Origin of the sequence: Corynebacterium lactis RW2-5 (assembly GCF_001274895.1) — a bacterium.
Taxonomy (GTDB): Bacteria; Actinomycetota; Actinomycetes; order Mycobacteriales; family Mycobacteriaceae; genus Corynebacterium; species Corynebacterium lactis.
The window spans coordinates 2,285,178-2,303,769 of record NZ_CP006841.1; the positions used below are offsets into that span (position 1 = coordinate 2,285,178).

At 56.7% G+C, this 18,592-nt stretch carries 13 protein-coding genes and 3 pseudogenes; 9 read left to right on the forward strand and 7 right to left on the reverse strand.

What is annotated here, in order from left to right; genetic code table 11:
• Window positions 1-33 precede the first annotated feature (33 nt).
• Both CLAC_RS10125 and CLAC_RS10130 read left to right on the forward strand, forming a co-directional pair.
• Window positions 34-501, forward strand: coding sequence for a winged helix-turn-helix domain-containing protein (locus tag CLAC_RS10125; RefSeq protein ID WP_082313343.1), 468 nt, complete (start codon window positions 34-36; stop codon window positions 499-501).
• Window positions 502-540: 39 nt separating this feature from the next.
• Window positions 541-1,554: a serine hydrolase domain-containing protein gene (locus CLAC_RS10130; RefSeq protein ID WP_082313345.1), complete on the forward strand. Its 1,014-nt coding sequence runs from the start codon at window positions 541-543 to the stop codon at window positions 1,552-1,554.
• Window positions 1,555-1,563: 9 nt separating this feature from the next.
• Here CLAC_RS10130 and CLAC_RS10135 read toward each other — a convergent pair whose 3' ends face one another.
• The 3 genes from CLAC_RS10135 to CLAC_RS10145 form a co-directional block, all read right to left on the reverse strand.
• Window positions 1,564-3,759 (reverse strand): S9 family peptidase, encoded by a 2,196-nt coding sequence (locus CLAC_RS10135; RefSeq protein WP_053412814.1) that lies wholly within the window; start codon window positions 3,757-3,759, stop codon window positions 1,564-1,566.
• Window positions 3,756-4,649, reverse strand: coding sequence for a phosphoribosylaminoimidazolesuccinocarboxamide synthase (locus CLAC_RS10140; RefSeq protein ID WP_053412815.1), 894 nt, complete (start codon window positions 4,647-4,649; stop codon window positions 3,756-3,758). The genes CLAC_RS10135 and CLAC_RS10140 overlap by 4 nt, the downstream gene beginning before the upstream one ends.
• A gap of 75 nt (window positions 4,650-4,724) precedes the next feature.
• The gene (locus CLAC_RS10145) at window positions 4,725-6,083 is read right to left on the reverse strand and encodes an alpha/beta hydrolase (RefSeq protein WP_053412816.1); all 1,359 of its coding nucleotides are present in this window, start codon (window positions 6,081-6,083) and stop codon (window positions 4,725-4,727) included.
• Window positions 6,084-6,207: 124 nt separating this feature from the next.
• Here CLAC_RS10145 and CLAC_RS10150 point away from each other — a divergent pair, with 124 nt between their 5' ends.
• From CLAC_RS10150 to CLAC_RS12470, 5 genes and pseudogenes are all read left to right on the forward strand, one after another.
• Complete coding sequence (locus CLAC_RS10150) at window positions 6,208-7,530, forward strand: acetyl-CoA C-acetyltransferase (RefSeq protein WP_053412817.1); 1,323 nt, start codon at window positions 6,208-6,210, stop codon at window positions 7,528-7,530.
• A 48-nt stretch (window positions 7,531-7,578) separates the two neighbouring features.
• Window positions 7,579-8,937 (forward strand): 3-oxoacyl-ACP reductase, encoded by a 1,359-nt coding sequence (locus tag CLAC_RS10155; protein ID WP_053412818.1) that lies wholly within the window; start codon window positions 7,579-7,581, stop codon window positions 8,935-8,937.
• Window positions 8,938-8,987: 50 nt separating this feature from the next.
• Window positions 8,988-9,953, forward strand: coding sequence for a MaoC/PaaZ C-terminal domain-containing protein (locus CLAC_RS10160; RefSeq protein WP_053412819.1), 966 nt, complete (start codon window positions 8,988-8,990; stop codon window positions 9,951-9,953).
• Window positions 9,954-10,283: 330 nt separating this feature from the next.
• Window positions 10,284-10,868, forward strand: coding sequence for an NADPH-dependent FMN reductase (locus tag CLAC_RS10165; RefSeq protein WP_053412820.1), 585 nt, complete (start codon window positions 10,284-10,286; stop codon window positions 10,866-10,868).
• A gap of 337 nt (window positions 10,869-11,205) precedes the next feature.
• Window positions 11,206-11,719, forward strand: a pseudogene (locus CLAC_RS12470) (IS110 family transposase); the annotation flags it as partial.
• 33 nt (window positions 11,720-11,752) lie between these two features.
• On the opposite strand, the pseudogene CLAC_RS10170 reads toward CLAC_RS12470, so the two are convergent.
• A pseudogene (locus CLAC_RS10170) lies at window positions 11,753-12,979 on the reverse strand (IS3 family transposase).
• 48 nt (window positions 12,980-13,027) lie between these two features.
• Here CLAC_RS10170 and CLAC_RS12475 point away from each other — a divergent pair.
• Both CLAC_RS12475 and CLAC_RS13010 read left to right on the forward strand, forming a co-directional pair.
• A pseudogene (locus CLAC_RS12475) lies at window positions 13,028-13,454 on the forward strand (transposase); the annotation flags it as partial.
• A gap of 885 nt (window positions 13,455-14,339) precedes the next feature.
• The gene (locus CLAC_RS13010; RefSeq protein ID WP_245621862.1) at window positions 14,340-14,666 is read left to right on the forward strand and encodes a hypothetical protein; all 327 of its coding nucleotides are present in this window, start codon (window positions 14,340-14,342) and stop codon (window positions 14,664-14,666) included.
• A 430-nt stretch (window positions 14,667-15,096) separates the two neighbouring features.
• Here CLAC_RS13010 and CLAC_RS10190 read toward each other — a convergent pair whose 3' ends face one another.
• The 3 genes from CLAC_RS10190 to CLAC_RS13210 form a co-directional block, all read right to left on the reverse strand.
• The gene (locus CLAC_RS10190; RefSeq protein WP_053412823.1) at window positions 15,097-15,348 is read right to left on the reverse strand and encodes a hypothetical protein; all 252 of its coding nucleotides are present in this window, start codon (window positions 15,346-15,348) and stop codon (window positions 15,097-15,099) included.
• 1,023 nt (window positions 15,349-16,371) lie between these two features.
• Window positions 16,372-17,637 carry a hypothetical protein gene (locus tag CLAC_RS12725; protein ID WP_156324836.1) on the reverse strand — a complete coding sequence of 422 codons (1,266 nt, stop codon included), beginning with the start codon at window positions 17,635-17,637 and terminating at the stop codon, window positions 16,372-16,374.
• A 26-nt stretch (window positions 17,638-17,663) separates the two neighbouring features.
• Window positions 17,664-18,371 (reverse strand): ABC transporter ATP-binding protein, encoded by a 708-nt coding sequence (locus tag CLAC_RS13210; protein ID WP_082313349.1) that lies wholly within the window; start codon window positions 18,369-18,371, stop codon window positions 17,664-17,666.
• Window positions 18,372-18,592 lie beyond the last annotated feature (221 nt).

The window sequence follows — 18,592 nt, forward strand, 5'->3', positions numbered from 1 at the left end:
CAAGACGCTCCATAATTCTGTATTTTTAAAAGTATGGATTCATTGATTGAACGTCGTCTTGCCGAGCTGGAAAGTCGCATCGTCGCCCTTGAGGCGTCGGCAAGCACTCGCCCTGACCAGAAGCCGACAGTGCGCTATGACGAAGTTGCAGGCACCGTATCCTTCGGCGGTCAGGCGATTACTGGAGCGGGAGAAGTCGAATATCAGTGGCACCGCCCCACCGACTATCTGCGACAAGAGGCGTTCGAATCTTCCCTAGAACGTGTTGGGGCTCTCGCCCACCCAGTGCGTCACGCAATCATGCAGCAACTACTTACTACAAGTACTTCTGTGCACGAATTGGTGGAACTAGGCATCGTTTCATCGACCGGAACGGCCTATCACCATATCTCTGCACTTCAGGCATCTGGTTGGGTGCGCAAAAAGGATGGAGTCCTGTCAATTCCTCCGGGCCGAATCATTCCCTTATTGACAATCGTCGCCGCCGGAGAAAATCACTAAGGCTAGGCAAGTACCCTTACGGAAAGGTGCGGATTTCTCATGAAACGAACCACGATTATCATCCTCGGTGTCATTTCCGTCTGCACACTTACAGTGGCTGCAGTAGGTTTCGCATTCAACGACCGCTTTTCCACGGCTCACTCGGCACCATTATCCACCCGCGCAATCGGCGATCCCCAGCTAACCGAGGCCTTAGCCTCGAATGCCCCTGAAGGTGCGCACAACCTGGCCGGCTTTGTAATAAACCACGGCGAAACACGGTTCGGAGGCCTTGGGGCAGACCAAGACACCGAGTTTGAGGTTGGCTCTATTACCAAGACGTTCAATGTTGAACTACTTCGGATTCTCTCCGAACGTGGCGAGGTATCACCGCAAATCAAAGTGGGTGAGATTATTAACGCCACCGCGCCCATCTGCGACATCACACTCGAAGAACTGGCCAACCACACATCCGGGCTTCCGCGACTAGCTGGAATCCCTCTGTGGAAGCTCATCTGGAGCGGCTTCGCTGAAACGAATCCCTACGAGAATATCTCCGCTGCCGACATTGTTGACCTTGCCTCGAAACAGCAACTGAAAAACCGAGGTACCGAGCAATACTCCAACTACGGTGCAGCTCTCTTAGGTCAGCTACTCGCTATTAAGGCTGGCAGTACATGGCCAGAACTAGTGGAAAAGGAGATTCTGACCCCTCTTGGCATGCGCCACACTTATGTTGCGACTTTCGGCCGGGTGCCCGATAACGCACCGGTGGGACTCAACGAATTTGGCCGCCCAGCAGCAGTATGGGAAATGGAAGGCTACGCACCTGCGGGTGCAATCCGCTCCACGGCACAGGATATGGAAAAATACACGCGCTACCTATTAGATAAAGGTGTGCCGGATTACGGCTGGCAAGTCGACGCACATGGCGTTTGGCACAACGGCGCTACCGCAGGCTTTAGCACTCAACTGCGCATCGATTCCAAGAATCAACGCGCAGCATACGTCGCCAACGATACGGAGACCACGGTCGACGAACTGCCAGACGCTATGCTCAACGCCTTCAGTTAACCCGCTTCGTTAAATTTCCACGGCCCCTGCCGTGTGCGCAATCCAGGCATACTCGAAACCGGTCTGCTTCCAGCGCTCATAGCGGCCCGAGACTCCTCCGTGGCCTGCGACCATCTCGGTCTTGAGCAGGAACTGTCCCGGCTCCGTCTTGTCACCCACCACGTCGCGGAGCTTCGCGATCCATTTCGCAGGCTCCACGTAGAGCACGCGGGTGTCATTCAGGCTGGTGATTGCCAGAATCTTCGGATAGGTTGCCTCGCCCGAGATGTTCTCGTACGGCGAGTACGACGCCATGTAATCGTAGACTTCCGGGTCATGGTACGGGTCGCCCCACTCGTCCCACTCCACCACAGTCAGCGGCAGCTCGGGCTTGAGCATCGAGGTCAACGAGTCCACGAACGGCACAACAGCCTGGATGCCCGCGAAGCGGTCTCCCGCAATGTTGGCTACAACGCCCATCAGCATGCCGCCTGCAGAGCCTCCCAGCGCCACCATCTGCTCGCGGGTGGTCCAGCCCTTCTCCAACAGGAAGTCCGCGACATCAACAAAATCAGTGAACGTGTTCTTCTTCGTCAGCGCCCGACCCTGCTCCCACCAGGCACGGCCCATCTCTCCGCCGCCACGCACGTGCGCGATGACGAACACCATGCCACGGTCCAGCAGCGACAGTCGCGCGATGGAGAAACCCGGATCCATCGAGGACTCGTAGGAGCCATACCCGTATAACAGTGTCGGGTTCGGCCGACTCACGTCCAAATCCGCCCGATGCACAATCGACACCGGAATCTGCGCGCCGTCGGCCGCCGTCACCCACTCACGCTTAGCGACGTAATCGGCGGCGTCGAACTCGCCCCGGACCTTCTGCTCCTTCAGCATGACTCGCTTGCCGGAGGCGATCTCCAACTGCCACAGCTGCGATGGAGTGGTGAAGGAACCGTATCCATAGCGCAGCACAGGTGCATCCCACTCCGGGTTGCCGCTAGTGCCAGCAGAGTAAAGCTCCTCGGAGAACTCCATCTCGGTGAACTTGACCGCTTCTGCGGTGGGGAGCTGGGCCGGGTCAGCGTCGGAAAGCGAAGTGTCGAGGATGGCCAGGGCGACCCGGCCGATGCCGCCGCGGCGGTAACCGAAGGCAAGGTGCCCAGCGAAGCAGTCCACGCCCTCGACGCGGACGTCGTCGCGGTGGGCGACCAACTCGGTGAGATCCTCGACTGAGTCGAAGGTTCCGACCGGAACCATCGCGAGCGCAAAGTTCGAACCGGTCATGTTGTGGGTGATCATCCACATGTCGCGGCCGGAGATGACGGCGTGATCGACGTCGTACTCCACGCCGGCCTCGCGCGGGCGCACGCAGGTGAACTCACCGGTCGGGTCGGAGGTGTCGAGGTACCAAACCTCAGAAGTGATCTTCGAGGAGGCCTCCAGCAGCAGGTACTTCTCGCTGCGGGTCGAACCGACGCCAACCCAGTAGGACTCGTCCGGCTCGTGGAAGACGCGAACGTCCTCCGAAGCATCGGTGCCAACTCGGTGGCGCCAGACTGAATCCGGACGCCAGGCCTCATCAACCTTCTGGTAGAAGATCCACTCCGAGCCAATCCAGGTGGCACCAGCCGCGATGCCGACGATCTCGTCGCCCAGGAGCTCGCCGGTGCGCAGATCCTTGACGCGCAGGGTGTAGCGCTCGTCGCCGGTGACATCCGTGGAGTAGGCCAGGAAGCTCCCGTCCTCGGAGACGCTGGCGGCGCCGAGGGAGAAGAAGTCGTGTCCCTCGGCCAGCTCGTTGGCGTCGAGGATAACCTCCTCGCCCGGCGCGGGCTCATTGTCGGAGATAGTGGGAGGAGTCCAGGCATCCAGGCCCGTGCCTTCGTCGGCACGCAGGCGGCAGCTCATGCCGTAGGACTTACCCTCCTGGGTGCGCGAGTAGTACCACCAGCCATTCAGGCGGGTGGGAACCGACATGTCGGTTTCCTGCACTCGCGACTTAATCTCGGAGAATATCTTCTCCGAGATGTCCTTCAGATCCGAGGTAAAGGCCTCGGTGTAGGCGTTTTCCGCCTCAAGATAGTCAATGACCTCGCGGCTTTCCTTATCGCGGAGCCACTCGTAGTCATCGACAAATTCCCTTCCGTGGAAGGACCGGGTCACCGGCCGCTTCGCCGCGATGGGCGGGTTAATGCTTTCCGGTGTCCTGGTCGACTTGGTCACGCAGGGTCTCCAATCCAATCTGAGAATCGGCGGCCGGACAGGCGCTCGTAGGCCTCGACGTACCGCTCGCGGGTTGCTTCCACAACACTACCCGGCAGCACCGGCGGAGGGGTGCCTTCGCACTTCTTCCAGCTGGACTTCGGAGAAGTCAGCCAGTTGCGCACGTACTGCTTGTCGAAGCTCGGGTTGACCGCGCCCTCCTGGTAGGAGTCCGCCGGCCAGTAGCGGGAGGAGTCCGGAGTCAGCACCTCATCGGCGAGCACCAGGTTGCCGTCCGTATCCAGACCGAACTCGAACTTGGTGTCAGCCAAGATGATGCCTCGCTCGGCAGCCAGCTCGGCAGCCTCGGAGTAAATCTTCAGGGTGGCATCGCGCAGCTCCTCGGCGCGCTTCTGCCCCAGCGACTCGACGACGGCCTCGAAGGAGACATTCTCGTCGTGGTCGCCGAGCTCCGCCTTAGTGGCCGGGGTGAAAATCGGCTCGGGCAGCTTAGAGCCCTCGACCAGGCCCTCCGGCAGCTCGATACCGCAGACGGCGCCGGTAGCTTCGTACTCCGCCAGGCCGGAACCGGTCAGATAGCCGCGGGCGACGCACTCGAACGGCAGCATCTTCAGCTTCTTGCACACCAACGCGCGGCCGAGACACTCCTCCGGAATGCGCTCATCGTCGGCCGGGCCCGCCATGTGGTTCGGGAAGTCGATCTCGTCGAAGAAGAAGACGCTCATTGCGGTCAGCACTCGACCCTTATCTGGGATGGGTGTTTCCAGAATGTGGTCGAACGCCGAGATACGGTCGCTGACCACTAGCAATAGGGTCTCGGAGTCAATCTCGTAGATTTCCCGGACCTTGCCCGCGGAAAGATGATTGTACGAGGAGAGTTCAGGTCGCATGGCGATACAGTCTAAACCTCCTCGACAATAACCGCCCTATCGGGAGGCCTGCTAGCCACCCTAGACAGTGGGGACCTAAGAAATCTGAAGCCGCTGCGCCAGCCAGTCCAGCGAATCAGCAAAACCAGCTCTCCATACCTGCCACGTATGCTTTCCTGGAAATTCTATATAAGTGGAATCAATGCCGGCGGCACGCGACAGTCGATCCAACTGCCGTAAATCCACTTGTGCGGCCCGGTCTTCATCGCCTGCGATGAACCGCCCTGCAACGCCCTCATACGCACCCGGCCCTTGCCCATTTGCGATTGCATTATTTGTCAGGACCTTCTCCGCACCAGCGTCCGCATAGGCCTGTGCGTTACCACCGAAATAATCTTTAATAGCAGCATCGACCGTGGTAGTTGAAGGATGCAGCTCACCCGACATATTTATAAAGGTCGCGAACTTATCGGGGTGATGTGCCACAATCTGCAGCGAACAGGTCCCACCCCGCGAGAGTCCAGCAACCGCCCATTTCCGCGCCTGCGGCGCTGCGCGGAATCGCTTTACTACGTCATCACGCACGTCCTGGCTGATATAGGTGTCGACATTTCCTTCCTTACTATCTACGCATAATGTGTCGTGAAACTGTGACCCATTGGCATCAATCGCAACCACAATTGGCGCCTTTCCTCCGTGACTTGCTGCAAAGTCATCGAGCGCCAAGTGCGCCTGCCCCAATGAAAACCAGTCGTCAGGGCCACCCGGAACACCCGAAACCAGGACAATCACCGGCAAGTTCTCGGCTCCACTGAAGTACACGGGAGGAAGATAGACAAGCGCCGGTGTCGTCGTAAAGCGGGAGGCAGAGTTGGACAAAGACAAGCGCACGACGGCGCTGGACGGAGAAGTATCGGCAGGTCCCTGTACATTTTCCCCTAATTGGGAGGAACCACGGGAAATTGCAGACCATCGTGCCCGGTCAGCTTCGGCTTGCTCATAGGAAATGGTTCTCGGCCCTTCTGCGGACAGGAGCGAATAGGCACTGGGGAAAAGGTGGTAGACAACGTTTCCCATTGCCAGTGCACACATCGGGGCCACCGCAAGCGATAAAACAGCCCCAGCAGCGACGAGAGCTTTACGTCGGCCGCGGATGGGAGAGCTCCGTAGCGACATCAAACGGGCAATCGCCAACCCAATGGCGAAAATCGCAAGCCCCGAGGCGATAAAGATGCGCACATCGATGCCTTCGGGAACGAGTTTCCACTGCCGTTCGAGCAGGTACCAGGTGCCACCGGCGAGCGCCATAGCGATCAAGAAAGACGGCGCGGTTCCGCGCAAGAGAAACCTACGACGTAGAGGCAGCATCAGGTACAGGACAATCAAAACCAGCAGGGCGAAAATAACCAGGTCGGCAACCTGACCTGTCAGCGGAATCGCGCGAAGAATATTCACGTTGCTCTTTGTATCGCGAATTCATCAAATTATTTCTAAAAACGTGACAGAAAACACTGATACCAGTATTGTCTAAATTTAGTAACTCACGTCACACTTCATGGATTTGAAGGGAACTACTCACATGGCAGCTCAGGCCAACAACAACTCTCTGCGCCGCGCAGTCGTCGTCGGCGGTAACCGCATCCCGTTCGCTCGCTCGAACAAGGAATACGCAAACGAGTCCAACCAGGACATGCTCACCGCCACCATTGATGGCCTGGTCGCACGTTTCGGCCTGGCCGGTGAGCGCCTCGGTGCAGTCTCCGCGGGTGCCGTGCTGAAGCACTCCCGCGACTTTAACCTCACCCGTGAGTGTGTCCTCGGCTCCGCACTGGCCCCGGACACCCCGGCTTTCGACATTCAGATGGCCTGCGCCACCGGCATGGAGGCCCTGAACTCCGTGTCCAACATGATCAAGCTAGGCCAGATTGACTCCGCCATCGCCGGCGGCGTCGACACCACCTCTGACGCGCCGATTGCTGTCAACGATCGCCTGCGCAAGATTCTCCTGGAGGCCAACCGCCAGAAGTCGCCAATGGACATGGCAAAGGTCTTCCTCAAGGCCCGTCCGGCCGACCTGGCACCGGACGCACCGTCCACCGGCGAGCCGCGCACCGGCCTGTCCATGGGCGAGCACCAGGCCATCACCACCGCAACCTGGGGCGTTACCCGCCGCGAGCAGGACGAGCTCGCCGCCGCCTCCCACCAGAACATGGCCCGCGCCTACGATGAGGGCTTCTTCACCGACCTAATCACCCCGTACAAGGGCGTCACCCGCGACACCAACCTCCGCGCGGACTCCACCGTCGAAAAGCTGGGCAAGCTGAAGCCTGTCTTCGGTCGCGGTCTCGAAGCCGAACCGACCATGACCGCGGGCAACTCCACCCCGCTTACCGACGGCGCCTCCGCCGTTCTCGTCTCCACCCCGGAGTGGGCCGCCGAGCGCGGTCTGCCCGTGCTGGCCGACGTTGTCGACTCCGAGGCTGCGGCCGTCGACTTCGTCCACGGCGACGAGGGACTGCTGATGGCTCCGGCGTACGCCACCCCGCGCCTGCTGGCCCGCAACGGCTGGACCTTCGACGACTTCGACTTCTTCGAGATCCACGAGGCCTTCGCCGGCACCGTCCTGTCCACCCTGAAGGCATGGGAGGACGAGGAGTACTGCCGCACCAAGCTCGGCCTCGACGGCGCGCTGGGTTCCATTCCACGCGAGAAGCTCAACGTCAACGGCTCCTCCCTGGCGGCCGGTCACCCGTTCGCAGCGACCGGCGGTCGCATCGTGGCAGCCCTGTCGAAGATGCTGCGCGCCAAGGCAGACGAGACCGGCAAGACCACCCGCGGCCTGATCTCCGTCTGCGCCGCTGGCGGCCAGGGTGTCGTCGCGGTCCTCGAGGCTCGCGTCTAAGCACCGCCACCGAACTACAGCTAACTTTTCCCAAGGAGAACTTCCACAATGACCGATAAGTACCAGGAACTCGTAAACGGTGGCCCGCTAACCGGACTCGCTAAGGCCGCTGGCCTGCCGCAGCCGCCCTACCTGCGCCGCCACAAGCCGGGCGACTCGATTCTGAAGAATGACAAGGTTCTCGTCACCGGTGAGGGCGCTGACGCAGATGCGGTTGCCGCACAGCTGTCCGAGTGGGGCCTGCAGGTTCGTCGCGGCGAGGCCGCTGACGACAAGGTCGGCGCCCTCGTCATCGTCGTCACCGAGGCCGCGCGCCCGGCCGAGCTGCAGGGCCCAGTCCTGGCCGCTGCGAAGCACCTGCGCAAGCTGGACAAGGGTGGCCGCATCGTGTCGATTTCCCGCGCCAAGGATGCCGACCATAACGGCACCCCTGCTGAGATTGCAGAGAATGCGGTCGCCGGTGGCGTCGAGGGCCTGATTCGCTCGCTGGGCCACGAGGTTCGCGGTGGTTCCACCGCCAACGGCATCCTGGTTACCCCGGGTGTTGCCGTTACTGCGCCGTCGGTACTGGCCTCCCTGCACTTCTTCCTCTCCGGCCGCTCCGCGTTCATCGACGGCCAATTCCTCCGTGTCGCCTCCGATGCCGGCGAGATTCCGGCCGACTGGGACAAGCCGCTGGCCGGCAAGGTCGCAGCCGTCACCGGTTCCGCCCGAGGCATTGGCGCTGCTATCGCACGCCAGCTGAAGCAGGACGGCGCCGAGGTCATCGTCATCGACGTTCCGCAGGCCGGCGAGGCTCTCGCCAAGGTTGCCAACGAGCTTGGTGGACTGGCCCTGCAGCAGGACATCACCGCTGACGACGCCGGCAAGAAGATCGCCGACGCTGCCGAGGCACGCTACGGTCGCCTGGACATCGTAATCCACAACGCCGGTATTACACGCGATAAGATGCTCGCCAACATGGACGACGCCAAGTGGGGTTCCGTCATCGCCGTGAACATCGAGTCCCAGCTGAAGATGAACGAGCAGCTGCTGGCCCACAAGGCATTCGCGGATTCCCCGCGTATTGCGACCATGGCCTCCACCTCCGGCATCGCCGGTAACCGCGGCCAGACCAACTACGCGACCTCCAAGGCCGGCGTTATCGCCATGGTTGAGGCCTACGCTGCGGAGTTCGCAAAGCGGGGCGGCAACATCAACGCCGTCGCACCGGGCTTCATCGAGACCGATATGACCGCCGCGATTCCTTTCGTGAACCGCCAGGTCGCCCGCCGCGTGAACTCCCTACAGCAGGGCGGCCGCCCGGAGGACGTCGCGCAGGCGATTGCCTTCCTGGTTTCCGACCGCGCACTGGGTGTTAACGGCCACGTTCTCCGCGTCTGCGGCCAGAACATCGTCGGCGCATAAGTCCGGCATCCGCTTTACGACGAGCACACCAAGCAACGGAAGAAGAACTCATGGCAAAGACCCTGGATTCCATCCCCAACCTGCTGCCGCTCTACGCCAAGGCTGCCGCCGGTTCCACGAAGAAGCGCCCGAACTCCATCGAGATTAAAGTCGACGCTCTGGCAGTGAAGTCGGTGACCGTCGGTCGCGACCGCGACGAGGAATTCCGTGCCCTGGCCGGCGCGCCGAAGGCGGAGCATGCCTTCTTCGGCCACGTCCACGCCCTCATCATGCCCATCCAGATGGAGCTGATGGCCGCGGATGATTTCCCGCTGCCCATGATGGGCCTGGTTCACACCGAAAACACCTACCGCGAGCTCTCCCCCGTGGTTTTGGGCGGAAAGGTCGACATTGAGGTCCGCGTCGCCGCGTTCCGCGCGCATCGTTCCGGCACCGAAGTCATTCTCGCATCGACCGTGACCGCGTCCGAGTCCGGTGCAACGCTGGTCGAGGAAGAGTCCGTGTACCTGGCCAAGGGTGTCCGGCTGAAGGATGCCGAGGGCTTCGACGAAGTCCAAGCGCAGCGCGAGGCAATCAAGTCCGGCGCTCAGACCATCAAGCGCGAGCAGTTCAAGGTTCCGTTCCCGACCGCACAGTGGCGACTGGCCGGCAACACCGGCCGCCGCTGGGCGAAGGTGTCCGGCGACTGGAACCCGATTCACATCACCGCAGGATCCGCGAAGGCCCTCGGTATGCCGGGCGCAATCGCCCACGGTATGTACACGGCCTCCCGCGCTCTGGCCGAGTCGGACCGTCTCCCGGGCGAGCCCTTCGAGTTCCACATTGCTTTCGGCGCACCGGTGGTGTTGCCGTCGACTATCAATGTGGCGCTGACCCGCACCGGGCTTCCTGCTGGAGCTGCTCACGATCTCACCGCAACCGGTGCAGCGACTGCAGGCCGCGCAATCGACATTGTGGCGTGGGACCGCAAGAAGAAGCGTCCTCACTTTACCGGTAGCGTCCGCCCGCTTAGGTAGTCAGTCAGCGCGTTTTCCCTACCTACCTCCACTATTACGCCCTAGCTTTCGTCCCGTACATCGGGTCCGAAGCTAGGGCGCTTTGCATTTGAGAATCAGGTGGATGAACGAATCACCAGGAAGGTATTCGTCATCAGTTACCAAACCCCACCCCTTTGATTGACATATCATCAAAAATAGGCTGTAATGCTTCCTTGTACTTGACACCCACAACAATTACTCCTGGATGTGCTGTCACGTCGGCTTTTCATGGCGACGCTGCAACAGTTCTAATAGCATCAACTACCGCAACTTCAGGTGAATAGGCCAGCAGACGAAAAGGACCAATTAATGACCGACCAGCAGCCAGCACAGAAGATTCGCCTCGGCATCGTCATCGGCACCACCCGCCCGGGCCGCCACAGCGAACCGATTAGCAAGTGGATTCTCTCCCACCTCGAAGACGACGAGCGCTTCGAAGTCACCGTGCTGGACTTGGCCGATATTCGCCTGCCGCTAATGGACGAGACCAATCACCCGCGCATGCAGCGCTATGAGCGCGACCACACTAAGGCATGGTCGAAGCAGATCGCATCGCAGGACGCCTTCATCTTCATCACCGCCGAGTACAACCACTCCATCCCGGCACCGCTGAAAAACGCCATCGACTACCTGGCCGTGGAGTGGCAGAACAAGCCGGTCACCATCGTCAGCTACGGCGGCGTCTCCGCAGGTATCCGCGCAGCCGAGCACCTCCAGAACGTTGTGGTTGCCCTCGGAATGAAGCCGACTCCGAACGCCGTGATGATTCCGTTCCACTTCAAGCGCGTCGACGAAGAAGGCTTCCACCCCACCGAAATCGAGGACTTCTCCGTCACCAGCGCCCTGAACGACCTGGTCACCTGGGATGCGGCCCTGCGTCCGCTGCGCGACTAACCCACGAACATGCCCCGTGTGACCTAGCAGCGGAAGGAGCGAGGCTAGCCACGCCAGGCCTGAGCGCAACTATCCGGCGTAGAAAGCCCCCATGACGCCAACAGCTTGAAAATCCCACATTTTACTCCCGTTACTTTATGACTATCCCCGATAATGGGGATAGTTGCTGGTCCCGGCATGGCTTATCTGCCCTGTAGTTTCCATGATCCGGGGGGGTGTTGCCACCGGGAACCAGGGATGTTCGATGACAGCTAATAGGGACACGGCCAGTAGGTAAACTAGGTCTCTTTGTAACGTGGATGCTCGCAGCGAACGTCACGACACCAGCGACTAGAACAACACCATCGGCGCACTACCCATCGCAGTTGCCCGTCAACGCGGCTGCCACGTTGGCTACCTACCAGGCCTCGCCATGCGAAAAGCCGCGGACCTCTACCCTGACCAAGCAAAAACCGACAGACGCGACGCGCTCACTCATCGCCGATACTGCACGAACCATGCCGCACACCTTGCGGGCGGTTGACCGAAACAGCGAAGTACTCGCGGCCCTGAAGATGCTGTCCGGTTTCGACGATGACACCGCTCGTGACTGCACCAGAACCATCAACAGGCTACGCAGCGTTCTCACCCAAATCTACCCCAGCCTGGAGCGTATTTTCGCAGGCAGCACGCTCACCCGCAGCCCAGTACTGGACTTACTCATCCATTACAAAAGCCCCACAGGACTGAAAAAGGCTGGCCGCAGCCGGGTTCTAACATGGCTATCCAGAAGAACCCATCACAACCCAGACATACTGGTCGATAATATTTTCACCGCACTAGCAGCACAAACCGTCACCGTTCCTGGAACACAATGAAGCGTCCTGGGTTTAGTTCCGCTTCTTTTACCACCCTGTGTTGATGGTTTCGGTGAGATAGTACTCGGTTTCTACTTCTTGCGGGGTGGCGTAGTCCAATGCTTGATGAAGACGCTTGGTATTCCACCAGTGAACCCACCGCAAGGTGGCCAGTTCAACTTCTCCTACTGATGTCCACGGGCCTTGCGCGTGGATGAGTTCAGCCTTGTAGAGCCCGTTGACGGTTTCAGCCAGAGCGTTGTCATAAGAATCGCCAACTGCTCCCACACTCGGTCGGATCCCGGATTGCGCCAATGCCGTGGAGTACTTCAACGACACATACTGACTTCCCCTATCACTGTGGTGGATCAGCTGGTTTCCATGGATTCGACCAGCAGTAGTAAGAGCATGCTCTAAAGCTTCCATAGGAAGTGCATCTGTACGCATCGTAGAGCGTGCGGCAACGCCGACAATCTTCCGATTGAATACATCAATAACAAACGCGGTGTACGCGAATCCCGAAAAGTGTGCGTACGTAAGTGATATCAGCTACCCACAGCCTCCCAGGAGCCTTGGCACGGAAATTTCGCCGAACCAAATCTGGGCGATGATCCGGGACTTTCGCACGGATCGTTGTCACCGGATTACGCCCACGACGCCGGCCGCTCACACCTGCTAGTTTCATCAAACGTGCGGTCTTGTCTCGTCCAATTCGGTAGCCTTGACGGTTCATCGCGTGCCACATTTTGCGGATGCCGCAGACCGAGAAGTTCTCTGCATGCACGCGTTGAATTTCTGGAACCAGCAAGCTATCACTCAAGGCTCTAGCACTGGGAATGCGTATCCTGGCTTTCCGGTAACCGCGGGAAGTGATGAAACCACGATCTGTCTGTGAAAGAACGCGGCAGATGGCCTCGACCCCAAACTGCTCCGTGTAAGCGTCAATGTAGGAGATCATCTGGTCGTGGGTCGGTCGAGTTCCGCCGCGAAAAAAGCCGATGCTGTCTTAAGAATCCCATTGGCTCGTTTAAGCTCGCGGTTTTCCCGACGTAGCCGCTTGAGTTCTTCTTCCATTGATTCCCCGCCTGCTGGCTCGGCTGCATAACGAGTTAAGAGGCTATCGCGGTACCAGGCTCGTAACGTGTGGTGGGATACACCAAGGAGTTCGCCGACTTCCTCGTAGGCGCGTTGCAGTGAACAGGGCTCCAGGCGCACCATTTCAACGATCTGATGGACCGCCTTCTCCTTGAACTCGACAGAATACTTCTTGGGCATAGTGTTCAATCCTTCCCTAGTTGAGGTAGGAACTAAACCCAGGACGCTTCACAAGCAGCCAAGCTTGTCATACCACAGCTAGCAGCCAACATTAAAACGCTCAAGGCCCAGCGCGATACTATCGCCGGCCAGGTTGAAGACATGCTGGAGGATTTCCCTCTTTCCGAGGTCTTGGATCGAGTATGCCGGGGATCGACCATCAAGACCGCGGCACAGATCCTGCTTTCCATCGGTGATGGATCCGACTTCGCATCCTCTTGCCACCTCGCAGCCTATGCAGGCAATGCCCCAGTGACACGAAGATCAGGCTCATCAATACGAGGAGAATTCCCCGCCCGAGCAGGAAACAAGCGGCTGAAAACGCCACAATGCCGCAGTCATATGTTTGGCACGACGACGGTGCAACGTCATCTTCGCGATGATGAAGAACAAGGAGTTCTTCCGCGAAATCCCAGCCCGCCCAGTCGCCGCATAGCAGTAAACAAAAATAGCCGACCAGAAATTATGCTAGTCGGCTAAATTGGCCTGCCCCGAAAACACCCCTATGGTTGCACTCGCGAGTAGCAAGTCAGAGCTTGACAAAAACATAGAGACACCCCCAGTAAGGTCCGAGAATATTCGATACTAGCGACTCGCATACCCACCACGTTTTCCTAGGAGCTATCTATACCGCCCGATAATCCCATCGACATTTTCCTTGGCCTAGACGTAGGCAAATCTCAACGCCACAGCTAAAGCTCTAAATAAGCACGGAACAAAAGTTTTCGACATGCCGTTTCCCCAACTCGAATCAGAATTAGCAGCACCCTGCGATGGCTTTCAGCCCCACGGCACAGTATTAGTCGTAGTTGACCAGGCAAACATCATCGGTATACTCCCCATTTACCCATTGCGAGCTGCCCGTCAAAGCGGTTGCCAAGTCGGCTAATACTGGACATCGCCACGCAATAAGCCGCAAATCTCTACCCTGGCCAAGCGAAAACCGACAGGTGCAACTCGCTCACTCACCGCCGACGCTGCACGAACCATGACACACACCCTGCAGGAGGATAACCGAAACAGCAAAGCACTCTCGGCCCTCATAGTGCTGCCCGACTTCGACAATGACACCGGCCATGAGGAGCACCAGAACCGTCGACCGGCTACACAGTGCCCACCCAAATCTGCCCCAGCCTCGAGCACGTTTCCGCCGCCATCACGCTCACCCACAGCCCAGAACTGAGCTTACTCATCCATTACAAAAGCCTCACAAGATTGAAAAAGGCTGGCCGCAGCCGAATTCTGGCGTGACTATACCGGAAAAACCATCACACCCCAGACCCCCTAGTGGACAACATTTTCGCGCCGCTAGCGGCACAAAGTGTTGCTGTTCCCGAAAACCGAGGCGGCCAAGCTTTTTGTTCCACAGCTGGCAGCCAACATTAAAGCGCGAAAAGCCCAGCGCGATACCATCGACGAGATTGCTGAGAACATGCTAGAGGATTTCCCTGCCTCCGAGGTCGCGGACCGAGTATGCCGGAGAGCGACCATATTGACCGCAGCGCAGATTCCGCTTTCCATCGGCGATGGATCCGACTTCGCATACTCTGGCAACCTCGCCGCCTATGCAGCGATTGCTCCTGTGACACGTAAAATCAGGCTCATCAACACAAGGCGAATTCTCTGCCCAAAGAGAAAAAGTGACTGAAAACACCCTGTTCTACTGACGCTTTCGCCACCATACACAGTCACCAACTCTCACTTCAGTACTACGGACGCAAACGCGCAGAAGGAAAACGCCACAACACCGCAGCCATATGTTTGACACCAAGACGGTGCAATGCCGTCTTCACGCTGATGAAAAATGATGATTTCTTACGCGAAATTTCCGCGCGGCCACCGCGTAGCAGTCAAAAGTAGCCGACCAGGCATCATGCTAGTCGGCTAAACTGGCCTGTCCCCAAAAACCGCCCATATTGTTGAACTTGCGAGTGGCAAGTCAAATCTTCACAAACGCACAGGGGATATCCAATGATGATGAGACTGAAGATGAAACGCCTATGAGCAAAAACGAGAACGAACTATCGAACTCTGACCTGACTGGGAAAGCGTCAAGTGATAACAACCAACAATAAGAACTAATCTTTTTCGTTATCACTGCGAGACATAAAATAAGCTATCGCCTGATCTATACCAACGAGCTCAATAGCCATGATATCACCAGAAGTAGAAATATCTACGGCTCCAGCAATGGACCCCGGCGTTCCTTCAAAGCTTAATTGAATTGAGAACCGGTATTCGCCCAAGTGCTTCACACCAGTGTTTTTAAGTGTGATTCCCTCTTCGTCAAAAATACCCGATAAATCAAGACGGTCACCCGCTTCAAACATTTAATATCAGCCCACCTTAATCACAGTCACAACCCAAGCATTATCATTAATCGCCACTCGAAGATTTCCGCGGACTACGTTCCATGAATTATTTTCAGAGGACCATAAATAACGATCTGGGGAAGCAACTGCGTCGATTACCTGGTCCCGGCTCACGCCTCGCGCGGCCATGCGCTGTTGTGCGTGAGGGGTTATTCCAGCAACATAGTTCGGCGGGCGGGTGGACTTAGCCCTAGCTAAGTATTCAATATTGACATGAGGACCTACTCGCTGTTCAGCCATGGCCGGTGGCAGCGTGAGAGAAAAGAAGGCGATGAATACAGCTACCGCTCCGGTCAACCTGGAAAAATACCTAAAACTCACGGCTCCTCCTAATCGAAAATGCGGTGCGGCCACGGTATCACTGACGCCCAGTCACGTCAATAGATATAGGGAAGAAAGTTAAGATGACGCCGAGTATAAAAAGTGCGAGATAGAAAAGTTTCATCCCGAGGAGCAAGCCGTTTCCAACACCATCGCCAGCGAAACCATTCGCCCCAAATAGCATAGGAGATGCTAACACAACAATTGTGACCGCAAGAGAGGCCATAAACGATTTTCGAGCGTCAAGAAAACTATAAAAGACGTAAAACGTTCCCAAGCTTAGAAAGCCAAGCCAGAATGAAGAAGATGCAATACTATACTCCGCCCCTAGTAATAGAAGAAATGCCGAACATATTGTCGACGTTAGAAAAGATAGAAACGCACAAGCCCCCCGGAATAACTCCACACTTCGACCCGAACAGGAACTCTCAAAGCATCCTGGCCAGTTCGATTTAAAGAAAGTCCCAACACACGAAAGCGGAACGAGTGGAGCAAAGGTTCCCAGCACCCTACCTTGGTCGAGCGTTCCGGAGATATCAACAGGAATTACAATCCCAAAACCAAATGACAAAAGGATTCCAATGAGTAAAACTAGGCCAGTTTGCTCCAATCTGCGTAGCCTAATATACCGAGCAAATTGGCCGAAACAAATACGATGATTCATACTAGATTGGGATTACAGTCTTCTATAGCTCGAATTGCGATTCTTAGATCACTTTTTTCCTTAAAATTATTAAAATTTATTTTTTTCGAATTCATAAGGTGCCACCCTTTCCTGTCACCAAACTCGGTTGACATGACGTCAGCTATGCCTTCCACAATCCGGCGCAATGCCACCTTGGCCGACGGATTTAAAGAGTCTCCGCATTTCTGAATATCGTTATTCAGCAATGCCGTAGTTGAACGCGTGAAAACTGACGAGGTCGACCTAAATGATATGCCGGATATCTCGATATCGGGTTTATCCAAGACACCTTGCACTGAAATAGTGCGAGAGTCGAGAGGAATTCCAATTTCATCCAACTCATTCACATAATCAGACCATGATCTTTTCATTTTTGCTATGACGTCGCCGTCTTCCGGCCACCCACAAAAGCGAATACGAGCGTAATCATCCTCAACACAGGCAGGCCGAACTGTGCTTGGTCGTGGCTCTAGTACAGATGAATTCCCAGTTACCGTGTTCACTAATATGCCGGAGCCCAATGTCAAAACAAAACCTATGCTCAAGAGCGCTCGGGCCGGGGCGGAACTCCCGCGAACCTCGAAGTAAAACGCCAGCCAAGTTAAGAAAGCACACAGAAGGGAAATCGATGAAATCGTAGCTACTGAAGGTATTGATAGCTCGCTTCCCTGTGGGCCAATCGCCCAAGGACGTGAACTTGCGAAGTTATCGGTCCAAAAAATCCCAAAACGCGGAAGGAATGATACTGAATTGGACAGATAAGAAGAAACCAATATAGAAAGCGATACTGCAAGGGTTGATAAATTGGCATAATATCTCCTACTTCGGAGTAGTAGGGAGATATATGCAGCTATGGCGGGGCAAGCTACGATTACCCAAAACATCCCTGAGACTATCCCCAAATACCATGGGCTGCCGCTGGTTCCTCCAACCCTACACAATACGTAGAGCAGTACGATAAAGGACATATATGGCAATAAAATATTGGCTGCAGGGAGTAGAACCTGCAGTCTAAGCATTCCGGCTTTTCGGTGGGCGCTAGAGTTTATGAAACTAATGTCATGTTTTGTGATTCTATCGGATAAAACCACTGCCATGACTATACCGGTTACAGCAGAAAAATCCCTGACTACAGCATCGAAACTCGGCCAGCTCACCGTAGGCTCATATTGGGAATAGAAAAACAGCGCTAGCCCCAAAATCGTTAGCATTCCTGGTGCGTTTTCCAGTCTTTCGTTCACTACGTTAGATTTCCCACAGTATTAATTCAAAAAAAGTGCCGATATGCGTTCTGTATGGATCCATATTCCTGCCTCAACACATCCGTGGGGGAATGGTGAGCTACGGTTCCTTGGGACATGACAACAAGGTTATCCGCTTCCTCCACATCTGCTGAGATATGGCTACTGAAGAGTACATGCACGCCAGTATCGGATAAACTACGAAGCTGCTCGATGTGCTGTTCGCGAAGTATCGGATCCAGGCCAGCGGTGGGCTCGTCTAACAAAAGGTACGTCGGATTGTGTACAACACCCGCAGCAATTGCCGCACGACGCTTCATTCCGCCGGATAGTCTGCTCGCCCTTATATTTGCCTCGGCAGATAGGGCGACGCGCTCTAATGCAGCACGCGTGGAACGTCGAAGTTCTCTTCCATTTAGACCCCGTAGCCATGCTACCTTTGAAACAAACTCAAAAGGAGTTTCACTTGGTTGAATCATTTCACCCTGAGGTACCCAACCTGACAACTTTCTAAACTCCCGGATGGTGGACGGCGTCAGATGAGTACCTCCGAAAGAGATTTCCCCAGAGCTGCAGCGTAGCTCGGTCGCAAGTACACGAAGTAGAGTAGATTTCCCCGCGCCGTTTTCCCCGAGGATAGCTGTCGTCCCCGGGCCAATATCAAGATTTACGTCTATTAGATTGTGGGATTTCCTACGATACGAGAAATTTACTCCGCGCAGCCTTAGTGACATTGTACGTGGCGTCTCCTCGCGTTAACTTACGGAGGCTGAGCCGCCAACTGCCTTGCCCCACCCAAAACAAGAAGCCGATAGTGTTGCCATTCCCCCCGGTTTAATCGAAGCCGTGTCTTTGGTGTCGGGTGCCCATGGTTGGCAGTCAACATACAGGGTCGCAATGACTGTCTTTGTTGTGCTCTGGTTATAGCAATCTACAGTAGCTTCATTGTTGTGGA

What these genes read in the sequence shown, in the direction of transcription:
- CLAC_RS10125 (WP_082313343.1), top strand. Translation starts at nt 34, where the DNA reads ATGGATTCATTGATTGAACGTCGTCTTGCCGAGCTGGAAAGTCGCATC.
- CLAC_RS10130 (WP_082313345.1), top strand. Translation starts at nt 541, where the DNA reads ATGAAACGAACCACGATTATCATCCTCGGTGTCATTTCCGTCTGCACA.
- CLAC_RS10140 (WP_053412815.1), bottom strand. Translation starts at nt 4,649, where the DNA reads ATGCGACCTGAACTCTCCTCGTACAATCATCTTTCCGCGGGCAAGGTC.
- CLAC_RS10150 (WP_053412817.1), top strand. Translation starts at nt 6,208, where the DNA reads ATGGCAGCTCAGGCCAACAACAACTCTCTGCGCCGCGCAGTCGTCGTC.
- CLAC_RS10155 (WP_053412818.1), top strand. Translation starts at nt 7,579, where the DNA reads ATGACCGATAAGTACCAGGAACTCGTAAACGGTGGCCCGCTAACCGGA.
- CLAC_RS10160 (WP_053412819.1), top strand. Translation starts at nt 8,988, where the DNA reads ATGGCAAAGACCCTGGATTCCATCCCCAACCTGCTGCCGCTCTACGCC.
- CLAC_RS10165 (WP_053412820.1), top strand. Translation starts at nt 10,284, where the DNA reads ATGACCGACCAGCAGCCAGCACAGAAGATTCGCCTCGGCATCGTCATC.
- CLAC_RS10190 (WP_053412823.1), bottom strand. Translation starts at nt 15,348, where the DNA reads ATGTTTGAAGCGGGTGACCGTCTTGATTTATCGGGTATTTTTGACGAA.
- CLAC_RS13210 (WP_082313349.1), bottom strand. Translation starts at nt 18,371, where the DNA reads ATGTCACTAAGGCTGCGCGGAGTAAATTTCTCGTATCGTAGGAAATCC.